At 64.1% G+C, this 17,773-nt stretch carries 17 protein-coding genes; 6 read left to right on the forward strand and 11 right to left on the reverse strand.

Annotated features, from left to right (window positions below; genetic code table 11):
• Positions 1-41: 41 nt before the first annotated feature.
• Both M4J39_RS03230 and M4J39_RS03235 read right to left on the reverse strand, forming a co-directional pair.
• Positions 42-752: a class II aldolase/adducin family protein gene (locus M4J39_RS03230; protein WP_251726353.1), complete on the reverse strand. Its 711-nt coding sequence runs from the start codon at positions 750-752 to the stop codon at positions 42-44.
• On the reverse strand, positions 749-1,594 hold the full coding sequence (locus tag M4J39_RS03235; RefSeq protein WP_251726354.1) for a DeoR/GlpR family DNA-binding transcription regulator: 846 nt from the start codon (positions 1,592-1,594) through the stop codon (positions 749-751). Before M4J39_RS03235 ends, M4J39_RS03230 begins: the two co-directional genes overlap by 4 nt.
• Positions 1,595-1,884: 290 nt before the next feature.
• Here M4J39_RS03235 and M4J39_RS03240 point away from each other — a divergent pair, with 290 nt between their 5' ends.
• The 3 genes from M4J39_RS03240 (at position 1,885) to M4J39_RS03250 (ending at position 4,654) form a co-directional block, all read left to right on the forward strand.
• Complete coding sequence (locus tag M4J39_RS03240; protein ID WP_251726355.1) at positions 1,885-2,838, forward strand: ABC transporter substrate-binding protein; 954 nt, start codon at positions 1,885-1,887, stop codon at positions 2,836-2,838.
• A 140-nt stretch (positions 2,839-2,978) separates the two neighbouring features.
• Positions 2,979-3,860 (forward strand): ABC transporter permease, encoded by an 882-nt coding sequence (locus tag M4J39_RS03245; protein ID WP_251726356.1) that lies wholly within the window; start codon positions 2,979-2,981, stop codon positions 3,858-3,860.
• Entirely contained in the window at positions 3,857-4,654 is a 798-nt protein-coding gene (locus M4J39_RS03250) for an ABC transporter ATP-binding protein (protein ID WP_251726357.1), read from the forward strand. The genes M4J39_RS03245 and M4J39_RS03250 overlap by 4 nt, the downstream gene beginning before the upstream one ends.
• 24 nt (positions 4,655-4,678) lie before the next feature.
• Here M4J39_RS03250 and M4J39_RS03255 read toward each other — a convergent pair whose 3' ends face one another.
• Positions 4,679-5,341: an HAD family phosphatase gene (locus M4J39_RS03255; protein ID WP_251726358.1), complete on the reverse strand. Its 663-nt coding sequence runs from the start codon at positions 5,339-5,341 to the stop codon at positions 4,679-4,681.
• Positions 5,342-5,519: 178 nt separating this feature from the next.
• On the opposite strand from M4J39_RS03255, the gene M4J39_RS03260 reads away from it, so the two are divergent.
• Entirely contained in the window at positions 5,520-6,440 is a 921-nt protein-coding gene (locus tag M4J39_RS03260; protein WP_251726359.1) for a LysR family transcriptional regulator, read from the forward strand.
• 27 nt (positions 6,441-6,467) lie between these two features.
• Here M4J39_RS03260 and M4J39_RS03265 read toward each other — a convergent pair whose 3' ends face one another.
• From M4J39_RS03265 to M4J39_RS03275, 3 genes are all read right to left on the reverse strand, one after another.
• A complete protein-coding gene (locus M4J39_RS03265; RefSeq protein WP_251726790.1) occupies positions 6,468-7,358 on the reverse strand; it encodes an NAD(P)-dependent oxidoreductase in 891 nt (296 codons plus the stop codon).
• A gap of 43 nt (positions 7,359-7,401) precedes the next feature.
• Positions 7,402-8,178 (reverse strand): SDR family NAD(P)-dependent oxidoreductase, encoded by a 777-nt coding sequence (locus M4J39_RS03270; RefSeq protein ID WP_251726360.1) that lies wholly within the window; start codon positions 8,176-8,178, stop codon positions 7,402-7,404.
• Between the two features lie 91 nt (positions 8,179-8,269).
• Positions 8,270-9,244, reverse strand: a complete 975-nt coding sequence (locus M4J39_RS03275) for an aldo/keto reductase (RefSeq protein ID WP_251726361.1) — start codon at positions 9,242-9,244, stop codon at positions 8,270-8,272.
• 290 nt (positions 9,245-9,534) lie between these two features.
• Here M4J39_RS03275 and M4J39_RS03280 point away from each other — a divergent pair, with 290 nt between their 5' ends.
• The gene (locus tag M4J39_RS03280; protein WP_251726362.1) at positions 9,535-11,208 is read left to right on the forward strand and encodes an alpha-glucosidase; all 1,674 of its coding nucleotides are present in this window, start codon (positions 9,535-9,537) and stop codon (positions 11,206-11,208) included.
• Between the two features lie 19 nt (positions 11,209-11,227).
• Here the strand turns inward: M4J39_RS03280 and M4J39_RS03285 are convergent, their stop codons facing one another.
• The 5 genes from M4J39_RS03285 to M4J39_RS03305 all read right to left on the reverse strand — a co-directional run bounded on the left by M4J39_RS03285 (position 11,228) and on the right by M4J39_RS03305 (position 16,669).
• A complete protein-coding gene (locus M4J39_RS03285; RefSeq protein ID WP_251726363.1) occupies positions 11,228-11,608 on the reverse strand; it encodes a rhodanese-like domain-containing protein in 381 nt (126 codons plus the stop codon).
• Positions 11,609-11,737: 129 nt separating this feature from the next.
• Positions 11,738-11,968, reverse strand: coding sequence for a YbdD/YjiX family protein (locus M4J39_RS03290; protein WP_251726364.1), 231 nt, complete (start codon positions 11,966-11,968; stop codon positions 11,738-11,740).
• The gene (locus M4J39_RS03295; RefSeq protein ID WP_305884116.1) at positions 11,934-14,030 is read right to left on the reverse strand and encodes a carbon starvation CstA family protein; all 2,097 of its coding nucleotides are present in this window, start codon (positions 14,028-14,030) and stop codon (positions 11,934-11,936) included. Before M4J39_RS03295 ends, M4J39_RS03290 begins: the two co-directional genes overlap by 35 nt.
• A 354-nt stretch (positions 14,031-14,384) precedes the next feature.
• Positions 14,385-15,863 carry a rhamnulokinase gene (rhaB, locus tag M4J39_RS03300; protein ID WP_251726365.1) on the reverse strand — a complete coding sequence of 493 codons (1,479 nt, stop codon included), beginning with the start codon at positions 15,861-15,863 and terminating at the stop codon, positions 14,385-14,387.
• Positions 15,864-15,988: 125 nt separating this feature from the next.
• On the reverse strand, positions 15,989-16,669 hold the full coding sequence (locus M4J39_RS03305) for a GntR family transcriptional regulator (protein WP_251726366.1): 681 nt from the start codon (positions 16,667-16,669) through the stop codon (positions 15,989-15,991).
• Between the two features lie 172 nt (positions 16,670-16,841).
• Here M4J39_RS03305 and M4J39_RS03310 point away from each other — a divergent pair, with 172 nt between their 5' ends.
• Positions 16,842-17,657 (forward strand): 2-keto-4-pentenoate hydratase, encoded by an 816-nt coding sequence (locus M4J39_RS03310; protein WP_251726367.1) that lies wholly within the window; start codon positions 16,842-16,844, stop codon positions 17,655-17,657.
• Positions 17,658-17,773 lie beyond the last annotated feature (116 nt).

Here is a 17,773-nt window from a genome sequence, read left to right on the forward strand (position 1 = left end):
TCCTCCCGATACCTTTGCCCAGGCCAACCTCCCGCCCGGCTTCAGAGGCGCTTCGATCCGCCATGCGGCGGTGGCTCAACCCTGTTCTTGACCGCGGTGTCGACGGCCTCGTCGGCCTGCTTGCCGTAGCTCTTGAAGCGCTCCAGCACGACGGTCATCTCCTCCTTGCCGAGGATCACGCCGCCGCCCAGCATGCGCGTGCCGATGTAGACGCGCGCCAGGTTCTCGACCTCCTCGAGAACGGCGAAGGCCTTGGCCGGCGTCTTGCCCAGCGCGATGACGCCATGGTTTCCCAGAAGACAGGCCATCCGGTCCTCCAGCGCCGAGAGCGCTTCGACCGACAGCTCGGCCGTACCGAATGGCGCATAGCCCGAGCACTTCACCACGTCGCCGCCGGAAACGCCGATCATGTAGTGGACAGGCGGTATGTCGAGCCGACAACAGGCGAGGATGGAGCAGTTGACGGCGTGGCTGTGCAGCACCGCGTCGACGTCGGGCCGTGCCTTCAGGATGTCGTAGTGAAAGCGCCACTCGGACGAGGGAACGAAGTCGCCGTAATAGCGTCCCTCCCAGTCCATCTCGACGATCTGCTCCGGCCGCATCTTGTCGTAGGCGATGCCGGATGGCGTGATCAGCAATCCGCCCTCGACCCGAACGCTGAGGTTGCCGGCCGCGCCGATGTTCAGCCCGGATGCATTCATCCTGAGGCAGGTCGCGATCATCTCCTCGCGCAGGTCGCGATCGTCAGTCATTTTTCGGTTGCCTCCTGAGGCACGGACGGAACGGCCGTCCCTTCCGCCGGAGCTTCGTCCCGGGTGTCGTGGTCGAGCGGCGCAATCAGCACTTCAACGCCGGCATCCTCCAGCATGCGCCGATCGCCGTCTGAGATCCCTTCGTCGGTCACGAAGACATCGACTTCGGAAAGCGGGAACACCACAAGGCTGCGCGCTTCGCCGAACTTGGTGCTGTCGGCCAGCACGACGAGGCGCGCCGCCTGTCGCCGCAGCGCCCGCGCCGCCCTCAGCGGCAACGGATCGTCCTCCATGATCCCGGCCGGCCCGACGGCGTGGCAGCCGATGAAGAATGTGCTGGCGGCAACGTGAAACGCCGGCGGATCATCGAAGGGGCTGAGCACGATGCCCTGCTGGGCCAGCACCTCGCCGCCGGTAAGGAAGACGCGATTGTCGGTCTTGAAGGCAAGATGATTGGCCACCGGCAGCGAGTCAGTCAGCACGGTCAGCCCCACGGCCGGCAGCATTTCCGAAAAACGAGCAACGGTGGACCCGCCATAGAGGATCAAGGTGTCCGGCGTCGATACCAGCTCCACCGCCCGGCGCGCGATCGCCTCCTTCGCCGCGGCGGCGCGCTGCGCCTGCACGCCAAAAAAATAGGACGCGAGCGGCCGGCCGGCTGCCATCAGAGGCGCCACGCCGCCACGCACCTTGCGGATGCGTCCGGCCTCGCAAAGCTGATCGACGTCGCGACGCAGCGTTGCGCCGGACGCGTCGACCATGGTCAGAAGCTCCTCGTAGGACACGGCATCGCGTCCTTCGACGGCCTTCAGGATCAGGTTGAAGCGTTCTTCCTTCAGCATGCCCAGACCATAAGTCCGGGCGGCATGGAGCGTCAATCTGCCGATCGCAGATTTGGTCAAAATAGCTCATTTACTCGCAATATCTATCAAGCGGTCGATTTATGCCGATCCGGACGGCATATGGGCGACCAAAAAGGCAACATATGGCGCTTTTCGTCGCAAAGCCCCGGGCTGACGATCAATTCGTGCGCACTCGGCATTTCCCGCGCTTGATTCACTCATCGGGATTACCTAAGACCGTCCAAAACCCCGGCCAGAGATCGGCCGAAGACCCTGACGGAGGAAGTTCGATGCGTGCCTTGTTGTTTGCTCTCGCCGCCAGCGTTGCGGCGGTCCTGCCGGTCCATGCCGAAAACGTGACGGTCGACGTGACCGCCATCGTCGAGCATCCGGCGCTCGACGCCGTTCGCGACGGCGTCAAAAATGCGCTGGAAGCCGCCGGATACAAGGAAGGCGAGAATCTGACCTTCGTCTACAAGTCCGCTCAGGGCAATGCTGCCACCGCAGCTCAGATCGCCCGTCAGTTCGCCGGCGAAGAGCCCACCGTGATCGTGCCGATCTCGACCCCGTCGGCCCAGGCGGTTGCCGCGGCCACGCGCGACATCCCGATCGTCTTCTCCGCAGTGTCCGATCCGGTCGGCGCCCAGCTCGTGAAGAACATGGACAAGCCGGGCGGCAACGTCACCGGCCTCTCCGACATGTCACCGGTCGCCGAACACATCGCGCTTATCAAGGAAATCCTGCCGAACGTGAAAAAGCTGGGCTTCCTCTACAACTCGGGCGAAGCCAACTCGGTGTCGCTGCTGGCTGCCCTCAAGGCGGAAGCCGAAAAGGCCGGCGTCGAAGTGATCGAGTCCGCCGCCACCAAGACGGCCGAGGTGCAGGGTGCCATGCGCGCGCTGGTCGGAAAGGCCGATGCCGTCTACGTCCCGACCGACAACACCATCATCTCCGCCCTGGAGTCGGCGGTCGGCGTCGCCGAGGAGTCGAAGCTGCCGCTGTTCACGGCTGACACCGACAGCGTGGCGCGCGGCGCCATCGCCGCGCTCGGCTTCAACTACTACGATGTCGGCAAGCAGACCGGCGCCATCGTCGTGCGCGTGCTGAAGGGCGAGACCGTCGGCGACATTCCCGCCACCGTCGCCAAGGGCACCGACCTCGTCGTCAACAAGTCGGCCGCCACCAAGATGGGCGTGACCCTGCCGGAAGCCGTGGTCGCCCGTGCCACCAAGGTGATCGAGTAACCAGGACGTCGCGCCCCGTCGCCGATCGCGACGGGGCGCGTCTCCACGAGAAAGGCCGGTTTTCCGGCCGGGATATCCCGTTGGCGCCAAGTTGGCTCAACACTCCATTTCGGGATATCCAGCACTGAGGATCGTTGAGCGTGAGTCAAATCGCCCTTTGGGGGGCCGTCGAACTCGGCCTCGTCTATGCCTTCGTCGCGCTCGGCGTCTATCTCGCCTTCCGCGTCCTCGACTTCCCGGACCTCACCGTCGACGGCACGTTCCCGCTCGGTGCCGCCGTGACGGCCGTGCTGATCATGGCCGGCGTCAATCCCTGGTTCGCCGCCGCGGTCTCCATGTTGGCCGGCGCGCTGGCCGGGCTGGTGACGGCGGCGCTCAACGTCCGTTTCAAGATCCTGAACCTGCTCGCCTCGATCCTGACCATGATCGCCTTGTTCTCGGTCAATCTTCGCGTGATGGGCCGGCCGAACGTGGCGCTGCTGTCCGTCGACACCATGCTGACCCCATTTTACGGCAACGGCCTCAGGGACTTCATGGTGCGGCCGTTGTTCCTTCTGGTCTTGGCCATCGTGGCGCTGATCGTCGTCTGGCGCTACCTGGAGAGCGACGCCGGTCTCGCAATGCGCGCCACGGGCGCCAATGCCCGCATGGCCCGCGCCCAGGGCATCAACACCGACCGCCAGATCTATCTCGGCATCGCCCTTTCCAACGCCCTGGTCGCGCTCGGCGGCGCACTGTTCGCCCAGACCAACGGCTTTGCCGACGTCACTTCGGGTGTCGGCACCATCGTCGTCGGCCTCGCCGCGGTGATCATCGGCGAGACGCTGTTCGGTACCCGCCGCATTCTGATCGCCCTGATCGGCTGCGTCGTCGGCTCCATCGTCTACCGCATTGCCATCCAGTTGGCCCTGTCGAGCGACTCGCTCGGCCTGCAGGCATCCGATCTGAACTTGGTCACGGCCGTCCTCGTCACCTTCGCGTTGGTGCTGCCGCGCCTCAAGCGGGGAGTGCTCTCGTCATGATCGTCCTCGACAACATCCACGTCGTGTTCGGGCGCGGTACGCCGCTCGAAAAGAAAGCGCTGGCCGGCGTATCCCTGACCATCAAGGAAGGCGCCTTCACCACCGTCATCGGCTCCAACGGCGCCGGCAAGTCGACCCTGCTCGGCGTGCTGGCCGGCGATGTCATCCCCGTCGAAGGCAGCGTGCGCATCGGCGAGGCCGATGTCACCAAGCTGCCCACCGCCGCCCGCGCCGGGCGCGTTGCGCGCGTCTTCCAGGATCCGCTCGCCGGCTCGTGCGGCGCCCTGTCGATCGAGGAGAACCTTGCGCTTGCCTACAAGCGGGGGCAGCGGCGCGGCCTCAAGTTGGCGCTCGGCCATCACCGTCGCAAGCTCTTCCGCGAGCGCATTGCCGAGCTCGATCTCGGTCTTGAAAACCGCATGACCGACCGCATGGCCATGCTGTCCGGCGGGCAGCGCCAGGCCGTGTCGCTGGTGATGGCCATGATGGCCGGCTGCGACGTGCTGCTGCTCGACGAGCACACCGCCGCCCTCGATCCGGGCATGGCCGAATTCGTGATGAAGCTCACAGAGAAGATCGTCGGCGCCAACAAGCTGACAACGCTGATGGTGACGCATTCGATGCGGCAAGCGCTCGATTACGGCGACCGGACCATCATGCTGCACGGTGGCGAGATCGTGCTCGACGTCGAAGGCAACAACCGCCGCAATCTCGACGTCGAGGACCTCATCGACATGTTCCGCCGCGTTCGTGGCCAGACTCTCGACGACGACGAGCTGTTGATCGCCGAATGACGAGGGCGGTTTCTCCGCCCTCTCCTACCCGATGACCCTTGCGATCAGCTCCCACAACGCCGGGGCCCGATAGTCGGGCACGGCGATGTCGGCGCCATTCTGCTTCACCGTCGCCTCGTCGAGCGTCGTGGTCAGCCCCACCGTGGCGATCTTGGCCGCGTGAGCCGCCCGCAACCCCGGCGGCGCGTCTTCGAAGGCGATCGCCCGGTCGGCGGAAACGCCGAGCCGTTCGAGGCCGGTGAGGTAAGGCAGCGGATCGGGCTTGCCCCGCTCCAGCTCCGTGCCGATCACGATGGTGTGGAAATACTCGGCAACACCGAGCTGGGCCAGCATGTCGCTCACGTTGGGACGCGGCGCGTTGGAAACGACGGCCAGCCCGACCTTGTGCTCCACAGCCCAGTTCAGCACATCGATCAATCCATCGATCGGCTGGAGCCGACCGACGATCAGCCGCCGGAACAGCGCTTCCTTCTCGTCGGCAAGGCGCGGGTGCTCCGCCTCCGCGACATGCGGAAAAAGATTCTTGAAAATCAAAGAATTGGCCTGACCGGAAACGTATTTCAGAAAGGTCGGCTCATCGATGTCGACGCCATAGGCCCTGCCGAACTCCACGAAGGCTTCGTGATGGAAAGGGTCGCTGTCGGTCAGCGTTCCATCCATGTCGAACAGCAGGGCACGTGAAAACATCGGTTGGGACTCCGGTCGCGGCAGCGCGTCTTTGACGGCGGTTTGCATACACCGCACACCCCTGCCGGTCCAGCCGCGCCGCGCTCATTCGACAAGTCGGACTGCCGGACTTTTAATCTTCCATTCCGAATGCGCGATATGTATTGATCTCTCCATAAGCACAATAAAGCGGACCCAAATGGAACTACGCCAACTGCAGCATTTCGTCGCCGTCGCCGAGGAGATGCACTTCACCCGCGCCGCTCGCCGCGTCAACATCGTGCAGTCGGCGCTGTCGACATCGATCCGCGCGCTTGAAGAGGAACTTGCCGCCAAGCTGTTCATGCGCAACACGCGCCAGGTCCAGCTCACGGCCGCCGGCCGTGTCTTTCTCGACAAGGCGCGCCTCGCCCTTGAAGCCGTACGCGAAGCGCGCGACGCGGTTGCCGCCGTACAGGGGCTGACGCGCGGACGCCTTGCCATCGGCACGGTGCAGAGCCTGCCGGCCTTCGTCGACCTGCCGGCCCTTCTTGCCTCGTTCCACGAACTCTACCCCGGTATCGAAGTCCGCCTCTGCCAGGGCAATGCCGACCATCTCGTCGACAAGATACGGTCCGGCGCCATCGACCTCGCCATCGTGCCGCTGATCGAGGCGCCGCGCGGCATCGCCACCAAGATGATCGCCTGCGAATACCTCGTCGCCATCTGCTCGAAAAATCATCCGCTGGCCGGCCGTACCGACGTTCCGCTTTCGGCCTTCCGCGACGAGCCCTTCGTCGATTTCGAGCAGGCCTGGGGCACGCGCCAGCTGGTCGACACCGGGTTTCGCCATGCCGGCGTCGAACGTCGTGTCGCCTTCGAGGTGAATGACCTCGGCACGCTGATCGAACTGGTCTCGCGCGGGCTCGGCGTCGCACTCGTCCCCGAGGCGATCGCCGAGGCGGAGGCCGAAACACTCGGCGTCGTTCGCCTTGCCGAACCGCAGATGTGCTGGGAGCTGGCGGTTGCCTCGCTCGCCGGCAGCGGCGACGAGGTCATCCTCGACGGCGCGCCGAAGGCCTTCATGGATCTGCTGATCGCCGCTCCGAGCGTCGAAGACGAGAAAGAGGCAGCGGCCTGACAGGCGGCGCCGCCCCTTTCGTCGACGTCAGCTCACATACTTCCGCCAGTCGTGCTGCTCCTTGAAGCCGAGCACGGAACGAATCTTCTCGTTTGAGATCGGCGCTTCGTTGCCGACGAGCGGCCGGCTGTGCGGGGTGTTCGGGCAAACCTTCTTGAGGAAAGCCTCGGTCGGCTCGCGGGCGGTGATCGTGTCGTTGACGGCGTTGAACACCTGGAAGCCCAGCCCGCTCTTGCCGATGGCGAGGTGGACGATCTCGCCGAGATCGCGAGCGTCGATATAGCTCCAGGCGTTGCGCTTGCGCGTCAGCGGATCTTCCATGAAGCCGGGGAAGTTGGCGTATTCGTGCGGCTCGATGACGTTGCCGATCCTGAGCGCGTAGATGTCGGCGTCGTAACGCATGGCGAAGGCGCGCGCCGTCTTCTCGTTCACCACCTTGGACAGGCCGTAGCTGTCCATCGGGTCGGTGTCGTAGTCCTCGGTCAGCGGGAACTGGTGGAAGTCCTTGTCGCCCTCGGCAAAGCAGACGCCGAAGGTCGTCTCGCTCGAGGCGATGATCACCTTGCGGATGCCGAGCTTCATCGCCGCCTCGATGACGTTGTAGGTCGACATCACGTTGGTCTGGAAGGTGTGATTGTCCGGCGTCAGCAGGATGCGCGGCACCGCCGCGAAATGCACGACCGCGTCGGGCAGCACCGGGCGGGAACCGCTGGCGAGGCTGTCGAAATCGAAATGCATCGACAGAGCGCTGTAGACCTGGCCGGCATCGGTCAGGTCGCAGGCGAGCGTCGTCACGCCGGGGCAGTCGAGCGGCTTGAGGTCGAGATTGAAGACATCGTGCCCTTTTGCCTTGAGATAGGGCACCACATGGCGGCCAGCCTTGCCCGAGCCGCCGGTGAAGACGATCTTGCTTCCCATCATTGTCTCCGAAGTTTCAGGCGCATGACATCGCGGTAGGACGTCAGGTCATCAGTTGACCGCCATTCGCCTCAAGGACCTGGCCGATCATGTAGCCGGACAGGCTCTCGGAGGCGAGGAACAGGTAGGGTCCGACCATGTCTTCCGGTTTGGCGAGGCGCTGCAGCGGGATGGTGACGCGCATCGCTTCCAGATAGGCCTGATCGGAGTAGCGCTCATGAAATGGCGTCTCTACGATTCCCGGCGCCACCGCGTTGACGCGGACGCCGAAGGGCGCGAACTCCTTGGCCATGCCGCGCGTCACGTTCTCGATGAACGCCTTGGCCGAACCGTAGGGACCGGCGCCGAGGCTGGCGCCGGTGCGGGCGGCGATCGACGTGGTGTTGACGATGAATCCCTGCTGCGCCTTGAGGAAAGGCAATGCGGCATGGGAAGCCACCAGCACGGACCGGACGTTGAGACCGATCACCTCGTCGAACACCGCCTCGTCGAAGGCGGCGTAGGGCATGCGCGCCACCATGCCGCCGGCGTTGTTGATGAGGCCGTCGAGCCGCCCGAAGGCCATGGCCGTCTCCTCGACCACCCGGGCAACCTCGGCCGGCTTGGTGACGTCGCCATGAACGGCCGTCGCCTTGCCGCCGGCGGCGCGGATGTCGGCACAAAGCCCCTCGGCGGCAGCGGCGGACGAGTTGTAGTGAACGCCAACGGACGCTCCTTGCTCGGCGAAGGCACGCGCCAGGGCCGCGCCAATGCCGGAAGAAGCCCCCGTGATGAGCACGGCCTTACCGGCGAGATCGGGAATGCTGAGCGGCTTCGTCATAAGGGGCCTCCTTCGTCGCGCGATCACGGGAACAGAACAAGCAAAGCCTGTCCCGTCACCGCTGTCCATCGGCAAGCCGGCTATGCGGCTCCTAGAGCGACGTGACCATGAAGGTCTGGTACGGCGCTTCGAGGGCGGCGACTTCCTCGGGATCGAGGACGAGATCGAGGGCGGCAATCGCATCGTCGAGATGCCGCATCTTGCTGACGCCGACGATCGGCGACGTCACACCGTTCACCTGAAGCACCCAGGCCAGCGCCACCTCGGCCATGGAACGCCCGTGCGCCTTCGCCACCTTCTCGACGGCCGCCACCACCTCCGGCGCGTTGCCCTCGGTGCGGTCGTACATGCCCTTGTTGTGGCGATCGGTGGTGTTGCGCTTGGTCTCGGTACCCCAGGGGCGCGTCAGCTTGCCGCCGCCGAGCGGGCTCCAGGGGATGACGGCGACGCCCTGATCGCGGCAGAGCGGCATCATCTCGCGCTCCTCCTCGCGATAGACGAGGCTCAGCTGGTTCTGCATCGAGACGAACTTGGTCCAGCCGTTGAGTTCGGCAATGTGCTGCATCTTGGCGAACTGCCAGGCGAACATCGAGGAAGCGCCGATGTAGCGCGCCTTGCCGGCCTTCACCACGTCGTGCAGCGCCTCCATGGTCTCCTCCACCGGCGTGAAGGGATCGAAGCGATGGATCTGATAGAGATCGACGTAATCGGTATCGAGCCGCCTCAAGCTGTTGTCGATCTCTCCGAGGATGGCCTTGCGCGAAAGCCCCCGGCCATTCGGCCCGGAGCGCATCGGGAAAAAGACCTTGGTGGCCAGCACGATTTCCTCGCGCGGTGCCAGTTCCTTGAGGATCGTGCCGGTAATTTCCTCGCTGGAGCCGGCCGCATAGACGTTGGCCGTGTCGAAGAAATTGATGCCGGCCTCCCAGGCGCGGCGGAACAGCGGCCTCGCGTCATCGAGACCGAGCACCCAGGGACGCTCGTCGGTGACCTTGCCAAAGGACATGCAGCCGAAGCAGATTCGGCTGACTTCGAGACCCGACTTTCCGAACCGGGCGTATTGCATGGTGTTCCCTCCCTGGCGAAGCCGCTGAATCGATCATTGGCGTTCGGTGCATCTGTCTTCGGTCCGACAGTCAATCGTCGATGCTTTGATCCGTCAAATGGATTGTCGAGATAAGATTGATCTCACACACTGAAACAAAGCGCCTCTCAATGCGCTTTGGATGTCACGTTCGCAGCTTTTCCTCGCCATGAAGCCGCCAAGCATGTCACTTCATCCTCGTTGTGATGAATCGTTTTTGCTAGCGTTGATCTCATCGGGGCGCCCTGAGAGGCGCGCAAAGGAAGAAAGCCATGTCGGAACAGGAAGAACCCATCGGCCGCCGTTGGTGGAAGGAAGCCGTCGTCTACCAGATCTATCCGCGCTCCTTTCAGGACTCGAACGGCGATGGGATCGGCGACATCCCCGGCATCATCTCGCGTCTCGACTATCTCAAGGGCCTCGGCGTCGACGTGGTGTGGCTCAGCCCACACTATGACTCTCCCAATGCAGACAACGGCTACGACATTCGCGACTACCGCAAGGTGATGGCCGAGTTCGGCACCATGGCCGATTTCGATGCCTTGCTCGCCGGTCTCAAGGCGCGCGGTATGCGCCTCATCGTCGACCTTGTGGTCAACCACTCCTCGGACGAGCATGTCTGGTTCGTCGAAAGCCGCAAGTCGAAGGACAATCCCTATCGCGACTACTATATCTGGCACCCCGGTCGCGGCGACGGACCGCCGAACGACTGGCGCTCCTATTTCTCCGGTTCAGCCTGGACGCTCGATCCGGCCACCGGCGAGTATTATCTGCATCTCTTCGCCGACAAGCAGCCCGACCTCAACTGGGAGAACGACAAGGTGCGCGCCGAGGTCTACGACCTCATGCGTTTCTGGCTCGACAAGGGTGTTGACGGCTTCCGCATGGATGTCATTCCGATGATCTCCAAGGAGCAGACCTTCCCCGATTACCCGCCGGAGCACCGCGAACGCACCGAGTATTACCACGCGGTGGGGCCGCGCCTGCACGAGTTCCTCCAGGAGATGAACCGCGAAGTTCTCTCGAAATACGACGTGATGACGGTGGGCGAGGCCTTCGGCGTCACGTCCGAGCAGACGCTCGACCTCGTCGACGAGCGGCGCGGCGAGCTGAACATGATCTTCAGCTTCGACGCCGTCCGTCTTTGCAACGATGGCCATCGTTACAGACCGTGGGCGCTGCCCGAGTTGAAAGCGATCTACCGCCGCCTTGAGGAGAACGTCGGCCCCCACGGCTGGAACACCGTCTTCCTGGCCAACCACGACAATGCCCGTCTCGTCAGCAGCTTCGGTGACGACGCCGAGCCCTGGCGCGTGCCATCGGCCAAACTACTAGCCACGATGCTGATGACGCTGCACGGAACGCCGTTCATTTACCAAGGCGACGAGTTGGGAATGACCAACTATCCCTTCACGTCGATCGAGCAATACGACGACATTGCCGTCCGGAACGCCTGGAAAGCCGAAGTGCTGACCGGCCGAGTGCCGGCAAAGGACTTCCTTGACGGCATGGCGCGCACCAGTCGCGACCATTCTCGCACGCCGATGCAATGGAATGCTGGGCCGAACGGCGGTTTTACTTCCGCCGAAAAGGCTTGGCTCGCCGTCAATCCCAATACCGCAAGCATCAATGCCGAGGCGGCGCTGGCCGACCCCGGCTCGATCTACCATTACTATGCGAAGCTAACCAAGCTGCGCCGGTCGCACCCTGCCCTCGTCTACGGCGATTTCGAGGATCTTGCGCCGGCGCATTCCAAGCTGTTCGCCTATACCCGCAAGCTGGGAAGCGAGACCTTGCTCGTCCTGCTCAACTTCTCGCGCGAGACGATAGAGATCGAGCTTCCGGCCGGCGTCACGGTCGGAGAACGACTGCTTGGCAACCTGGCCACGCCTTCGGACGGAAGCCGGCTGGCCGGCTGGGAGGCGCGGGTTCACCGCGTCCGTTGACGCCAGGGGATGGAGACGGCTACGGCCCGGTGATGATCGGGCCGTTCTTCTCCGTCCACTCGATCATGCTTCCGGGATAGACGCCGACATCCGAGCGCCCGGCGGCTTCGGCAACGTCCACCGCCTGCCCGGCGCGTCGGCCGGAACGACACATCAGGACGACAGGAATATCGGATGGCGGCGGCAACTGTTCGGCCTTGAAGGTCGACAGAGGCAGGTTGACGGCGCCCGGAATATGACTGACCGCGAACTCGTCGGCCTCCCGAACGTCGACGAGATGGATGCGGTTGGACTTCAGCCCGGCCCGCACCTGATCGAAGCTGAAAATCTCCCCGGCCACAGCCGGCCCGGCAAGAGACAGAAACAAACCGCCGAGAAACGCCCAGTTCAACAGCCGCATCGGTCAATCCCTCATGTTGTCCTCCGCGAACATGGAGGCCGAGGCGGGAGGATTGCAAGAACGATTGTCGAAATAACGGCGCCGGCCTCTTCACTGGAGAAGCCGGCGCCGCACTTGAGACGCTCACCATCAGCAGCAGCGGAACACTCCGCCGTTGGAGCCTCCGCCGTAGCGGCGCTCCTGGCTGTTGCGGAAGAACTCTTCCTTCGTCATGACCGGCTCGTCAGGATGGTTGGCTCCCCGATGGGCGACATAGGTGTCGTAATCGGGAACACCGACCATCAGCCGCGCCGTCTGGGCGAGCTTCTGGCCCACCTTTCGCGGATCAGGTAGCCTGAGGCCGCACACCTGGCATGTCATCGCCCACCTCGCTGGCCGTTGGCTTCTGCTCGCGCAGCGCCCTGAGCATCGCCTGCACGCCGAACACCAGCATGCCGACGACAATGATCATGAACACGGCGGTCAGCGCCGCGTCGACCCACTGGTTGAAGACGACCCGCTGCATCTCCTCCACCGTCTTGGCCGGAGCGAGAATCGTGCCTTCGGCGATCGCCTTGGAGAAGCGGTTGGCCTGGGCGATGAAACCAACTGCCGGGCGCCCATCGAACAGCTTCTGCCAGCCGGCCGTCAGCGTGCAGACGGAGAGCCAGGTCAGTGGCACCAGCGCCACCCAGGCATAGGCCTGACGCTTCATCTTGAACAGCATCACCGCTGCGAAGGCGAGAGCGATCGCGGCCAGCATCTGGTTGGCGATGCCGAACAGCGGCCACAGCGTGTTGATGCCCCCAAGGGGGTCCACGACGCCCTGATAGAGGAAGTAGCCCCACGCGGCGACGGCGAGCGCCGTGGCGACGAGATTGGCCGTCCAGCTATGGGTCTGGCGGAAGGCGGGAACCGCCGTACCGATCAGATCCTGGATCATGAAGCGGGCGACGCGCGTGCCGGCGTCGACCGTCGTCAGGATGAACAGCGCCTCGAACAGGATGGCGAAATGATACCAGAACGGCATCAGCGCCACGCCGCCGATCACGCCCGACAGGATATGCGCCATGCCCACCGCAAGCGTCGGCGCACCGCCGGCTCGCGACAGGATGGTCGCCTCGCCGACGTTCTTTGCCATCTCCGTCAGCATGTCCGGCGTGACGGTGAACAGCGGATCCCAGCCCGAAATCACCTGCGCCGCCTGATCGGCCGTGGTGCCGATGACGCCGGCCGACGTGTTCATGGCGAAATAGACACCGGGCTCGATGACCGAGGCGGCGATCAACGCCATGATGCCGACGAAGCTTTCCATCAGCATCGCGCCATAACCGATGAAGCGGAACTGGCTCTCGCTCTCGATCATCTTGGGCGTGGTGCCCGACGAGATCAGGGCGTGGAAGCCGGAGATGGCGCCGCAAGCGATGGTGATGAACAGGAACGGGAAGAGATTGCCGGAGAACACCGGGCCGGTGCCGTCGACAAACTTGGTCACCGCCGGCATCTTCATCTCGGGCATCACAAAGACGATGCCGATGGCCAGCGCCAGAATGGTGCCGATCTTCAGGAAGGTCGACAGGTAGTCGCGCGGGGCGAGCAGGAACCAAACCGGCAGCACCGAGGCGACGAAGCCGTAACCGATCAGGATGAGCGCCAGCGCCTCGCCCTTGTAGGTGAACAGCGGCGCCAGCATCTCGCTTTCCGCAACGGTGCGGCCGAACAGGATGGCGAGCAGCAGCAGCACGACACCGATGAGGCTCATCTCGCCAATGCGACCTGGCCGGAAGAACCGGCTGTAGAGCCCCATGAGGATGGCGATCGGGATGGTGGCGAACACCGTGAAGGTGCCCCACGGGCTGCCGACCAGCGCCTTGACGACGATGAGCGCCAGCACGGCGAGCAGGATGATCATGATCATCAGGATGCCGATCGAGGCAACGACGCCGGGTAGCGGGCCGAGCTCGGTCTTGATCATGTCGCCAAGCGACCGGCCGTCACGGCGGGTCGAGGCAAACAGGATCAGCAGATCCTGGACGGCGCCGGCGAAAATGACGCCGGCGATCAGCCACATGGTGCCGGGCAGATAGCCCATCTGCGCGGCCAGCACAGGACCGACCAGAGGGCCGGCGCCGGCGATGGCGGCGAAGTGGTGGCCGAACAGCACGTATTTGTCGGTCGGGACGTAGTCGAGGCCGTCGTTGTGCCGAACCGCCGGCGTTCGGCGGGAGGGATCCGCGCCCAGGACGCGGCTGACGATATAGAGCGCGTAAAAGCGGAACGCGACGAGATAGGTGGCAACGGCTGCGACCACCAGCCACAGCGCATTGATCGTTTCGCCGCGGCTGAGAGCGACGACGCCGAGAGCGCCGGCGCCGACGACGGCGATCAGTATCCAGACGAGCCATTCGCCCGGCGAACGGGGCATCTTGGCGACTGCTGACATCTTGTCCTCCCGACGGAACCCGACCAAGGGAGGGTGGCTGCAGACAAGCCTTCCCGTTGCCCCGACAGGATCTGCCGGGCGCCAAAGGGATTGATTCTGAGTCTGATTCCACCAGTCACCGCCGCGTCGACCGACCATCCTCCTCCCCAGGACTCTGATCCGGACCAACAACGGCGGCCCACTCCCTCGGCAGCCTTCCGCTTCACTGTAACGATGCGAACAGTACTGGATTATTGTATCGCCTCATTCACGACAAGGTGAAGAAACGCTTAACGTGCGATGTTTCCCTTAGCAAATAGGATGATAAAGCCCCGCTTTTCCCGGGACTGCGCGCCGGAGAAGGCAAGCGCCCGATCAATGAGCGGCCGGCGTCGCCTGAACCATCAACCGGAAGCGGTCGCGAACACCATGCGGAACAACAGCCGCCGGCGCGATCTCGGTCACCCCGAACGAGCGGCGCACGATGCTCCTGGCCTCGTCAAGGGATCCGATCACGCCGAGCCCCATCATCTGGAGCGCGGCGTTACCGAGGGCCGACGTTTCAACGGGGCCGGCGCTGACCGGAATGCCGCACGCATCGGCCGTAAGCTGATTGAGCAGAGCGTTTTTCGATCCGCCACCAATGATGCGGATGTGAGTCATCGGCCGGCCGGTCAGCGTTTCGAGTTCGTCCTTTACCCTGGCGTAGTCGAGGGCAAGGCTGTCGAAAACCGTTCGCGCCACCGCGCCGAGCCCCTCCGGCACCGGCTCGCCATGCTCGGCGGCAAGCGCCCGAATGGTGGCGGTCATGGAGGCGGGGTTGAGGAAGCGCGGATCGTCCGGATTGACGAGGGTCGTCCAGGCGGGCGCCGCCGCGGCGGCGGCCACAAGATCGCCGAACGCCGGTTCGCCGAACTCCTTGCGTACCCGCTGGATGAGCCAAAGGCCCATCAGGTTCTTGAGCACGCGGTAACGGCTACAAACGCCGCCCTCATTGCCGATGTTGAAGTCGAGCGCACGTTCTCCAACATAGGGAACCGAGCTTTCCAGCCCCATCAGCGACCAAGTCCCGGACGACAGGAAAATCTCATCGTCCCCTCCGATCGGGGCGGCTGCAACCGCCGACGCGGTATCGTGGCCACCGGGCGCGATCACGAGAACAGGGCGCCGCCCTTCCCGGCCGGTCATCGGCCCGAGTATCGTTCCCGGCTCCACCGGCTTTTTCATGAGACCCGGCCGGACGCCGGCGAGGTCTAGAAGATCGAGGTCCCAATCTCGCGTTGCGAGCGACAGAAGCTGGGAAGTGGTCGAGATCGAGAACTCGTTGGAGACGACCCCCGACAAGCGGAAGTGAAGATAGTCCGGCGTGAAAAGAAGGTGTCGGGCGGCTGCGAGCCACTCGGGATGCTCTTTCGCCGTGGCGCGCAGTTGATAGAGCGTGTTGTAGGGCTGGAAATGGATGCCCGTGCGCCGGTAGATTTCCGCCGCCGGCATGATTGCCGTCACCTCGTCGATCATTCCGGCGGTGCGATCGTCGCGATAGGCAACCGAAACGCCAACCTGGCGCAGATCTTCGTCCAGCAGCACGTAGTCGACACCCCAGGTGTCGCAGCCGACGCTTTCGATCGGAGCCATTTCATCGGCGCGATCGATCCCGGCGCGGATTTCCCGGACGATCGCCTCGCTGTCCCAGCAATCGTACCCGGTTGCGAGATCGACACCGAGCGGCGTTTCAAAGCGATGGGCCTCCGTCAGCTCGATACGGTCGCCATCGAAGGAGGCCAGCATGACGCGCCCACTGCCGGCGCCGACGTCGACCGCCGCGACATCCACCCGCTGCTTTTCACCCAACATGACCGCCTCCTCCCCAACCCATGGCGAACCTAGGTTCGAGGCGGCCTCGCCGTCAATCAAACTTGGCGGTTTTCAGCAGAAAGTATCAATATGTTGCAAGACGGATCATTTCTCGCAACCAAACCTCACGAGAACAGGAAGCCGAACTGATCCCGAACCCGTGGCAATGCCTTGAGAATTCCATCCAGATGAACCTTGAGCGCAACCTCGGCCCGATCGGCATCGCGGCAATCGATGGCGTCGACAATCCGCCGATGCTCATCGACCAGTTTCGGCAAGGTCTCCGGGAGCGGCAAGGTCAGATGACACACCCGATCCATGTGCGCCTTGATGGTGGCCAGGGTTTCCCAGGCGGTCGGGAAGCCGGCCCCCTCCGAAAGAGCGGCGTGGAAAGCCTCGTCTTCCCGCTGAAAAGCGTAGTGAGAATGTGCTGCGGCAAGGTCTGCCTGCCGCTCGAGAATGCCATCCATCCGTTGACGAACCTCGGGGGCAAATGACACGCAGGCCCGGCGCACCACGGCGACCTCGATCGACTCACGGACGAAGCGAGCCTGACGCATCAGATCGAGCGATATCTTGGCGACAAACGTCCCCCTTCGCGGCTGGATACCCACGAGCCCCGCCTTGCCAAGATTGATCAAAGCCTCGCGCACCGGTTGCCGCGACACGCCATAACGATCGGCGAGTTCCTTTTCCGACAGCGAAGCTCCCGGCTGAATCTCAAGCGTGATGATTGCCTTGCGCAGCTCGCGCTCGACACGCCGCGCTGCCGAGTCCTCGGAACCGTCCGGGAGAACCGCTGTCATTTCTGGCACCCGCTTTCTACATCCGCAGTCAAAAAGTCGGTATCCGTTTTTCTAGCTCGACATCTGCCATACCACATCGGTATGGTACAGAAAACGCCACCCTTAGGCCCGGTAAGACCATTTGCTCGCCGACCGGCTTCAAGGACCAACGGCCGTCAGGGGAACACCAAGCATGAGGCTGCAGGAAGCCGACGTCGACCGTATCGCCACGCAGTTCGTCGAAGCGCGCCGCGCCGCCGTAGCGCTCGACGCGTTTCCAGGCGCTCTTCCCGAAACGCTGACCGACGCCTATCGCGTTCAGGAGCGGGCGATCGCCTTGAGCGGGCGGGCCGTTGCCGGTTGGAAGGTGGCCGGTATTCGTCCCGATCTGCGCGGAACGCTTGGCGCCAGCCGTCTCGCCGGCCCGATCATGTCCGGCAACATCCAGCATCTACCCAACGGCGGCACCGTCCGGATGCCGGTATTCGCCGGAGGCTTCGCCGCGCTGGAGGCCGAGTTCGTCGCCGTCTTCGCCCGCGACCTCCTGCCTGTCGACGAAGCCTTTACCGCTGAATCCATTACGGAGGCACTGTCCGGCCTGCACGCCGGCTCGGAAATCGCCTCAAGCCCGTTGGCGACCCTCAACGATCTCGGCCCCACTGCCGTGGTTTCGGACCACGGCAATAACGCCGGTGCCGTCGTCGGGCCCGAGATTCCCGGCTGGCGCACTGCCGAACTGTCGACGCTGACCTCGCGCATGATCGTCAACGGCAGTGTCGCCGGCGAAGGCTCGGCGGCCAATGTCATGGGCGGACCGATCGCCGCCTTGCAGTTCCTGGCCGAGCATCTGGCGACGCGGGGGCGGCATCTGAGAGCCGGCGACATCGTGCTGACCGGCATGACCACCGGCATACATCAGGTCGTTCCCGGCGATCGGGGACGCATCGAGTTCTCGGGCGCAGCCGCCTGCGACATCGAGGTTTTCGGCGCCCTTCCGACCGGTCTCTGACCGGTCGTTTGCTTTGTGAAACGGACCCGCCGCACGGTTGAGGAGCCACGGCGATCGGTTCGAGGGGGCTGTGCCCGCCAGCTGTCATCGCGGGCGACGCGGCTGATGACGCCGCC

It is taken from the genome of Pleomorphomonas sp. NRK KF1, from assembly GCF_023721755.1.
Classification (GTDB): Bacteria; Pseudomonadota; Alphaproteobacteria; order Rhizobiales; family Pleomorphomonadaceae; genus Pleomorphomonas.

Coding starts and splice junctions, on each gene's coding strand:
- M4J39_RS03230 (WP_251726353.1), bottom strand. CDS start 752: ATGACTGACGATCGCGACCTGCGCGAGGAGATGATCGCGACCTGCCTC.
- M4J39_RS03235 (WP_251726354.1), bottom strand. CDS start 1,594: ATGCTGAAGGAAGAACGCTTCAACCTGATCCTGAAGGCCGTCGAAGGA.
- M4J39_RS03240 (WP_251726355.1), top strand. CDS start 1,885: ATGCGTGCCTTGTTGTTTGCTCTCGCCGCCAGCGTTGCGGCGGTCCTG.
- M4J39_RS03250 (WP_251726357.1), top strand. CDS start 3,857: ATGATCGTCCTCGACAACATCCACGTCGTGTTCGGGCGCGGTACGCCG.
- M4J39_RS03255 (WP_251726358.1), bottom strand. CDS start 5,341: ATGTTTTCACGTGCCCTGCTGTTCGACATGGATGGAACGCTGACCGAC.
- M4J39_RS03260 (WP_251726359.1), top strand. CDS start 5,520: ATGGAACTACGCCAACTGCAGCATTTCGTCGCCGTCGCCGAGGAGATG.
- M4J39_RS03265 (WP_251726790.1), bottom strand. CDS start 7,358: ATGGGAAGCAAGATCGTCTTCACCGGCGGCTCGGGCAAGGCTGGCCGC.
- M4J39_RS03270 (WP_251726360.1), bottom strand. CDS start 8,178: ATGACGAAGCCGCTCAGCATTCCCGATCTCGCCGGTAAGGCCGTGCTC.
- M4J39_RS03275 (WP_251726361.1), bottom strand. CDS start 9,244: ATGCAATACGCCCGGTTCGGAAAGTCGGGTCTCGAAGTCAGCCGAATC.
- M4J39_RS03280 (WP_251726362.1), top strand. CDS start 9,535: ATGTCGGAACAGGAAGAACCCATCGGCCGCCGTTGGTGGAAGGAAGCC.
- M4J39_RS03285 (WP_251726363.1), bottom strand. CDS start 11,608: ATGCGGCTGTTGAACTGGGCGTTTCTCGGCGGTTTGTTTCTGTCTCTT.
- M4J39_RS03290 (WP_251726364.1), bottom strand. CDS start 11,968: ATGACATGCCAGGTGTGCGGCCTCAGGCTACCTGATCCGCGAAAGGTG.
- M4J39_RS03295 (WP_305884116.1), bottom strand. CDS start 14,030: ATGTCAGCAGTCGCCAAGATGCCCCGTTCGCCGGGCGAATGGCTCGTC.
- rhaB (WP_251726365.1), bottom strand. CDS start 15,863: ATGTTGGGTGAAAAGCAGCGGGTGGATGTCGCGGCGGTCGACGTCGGC.
- M4J39_RS03305 (WP_251726366.1), bottom strand. CDS start 16,669: ATGACAGCGGTTCTCCCGGACGGTTCCGAGGACTCGGCAGCGCGGCGT.
- M4J39_RS03310 (WP_251726367.1), top strand. CDS start 16,842: ATGAGGCTGCAGGAAGCCGACGTCGACCGTATCGCCACGCAGTTCGTC.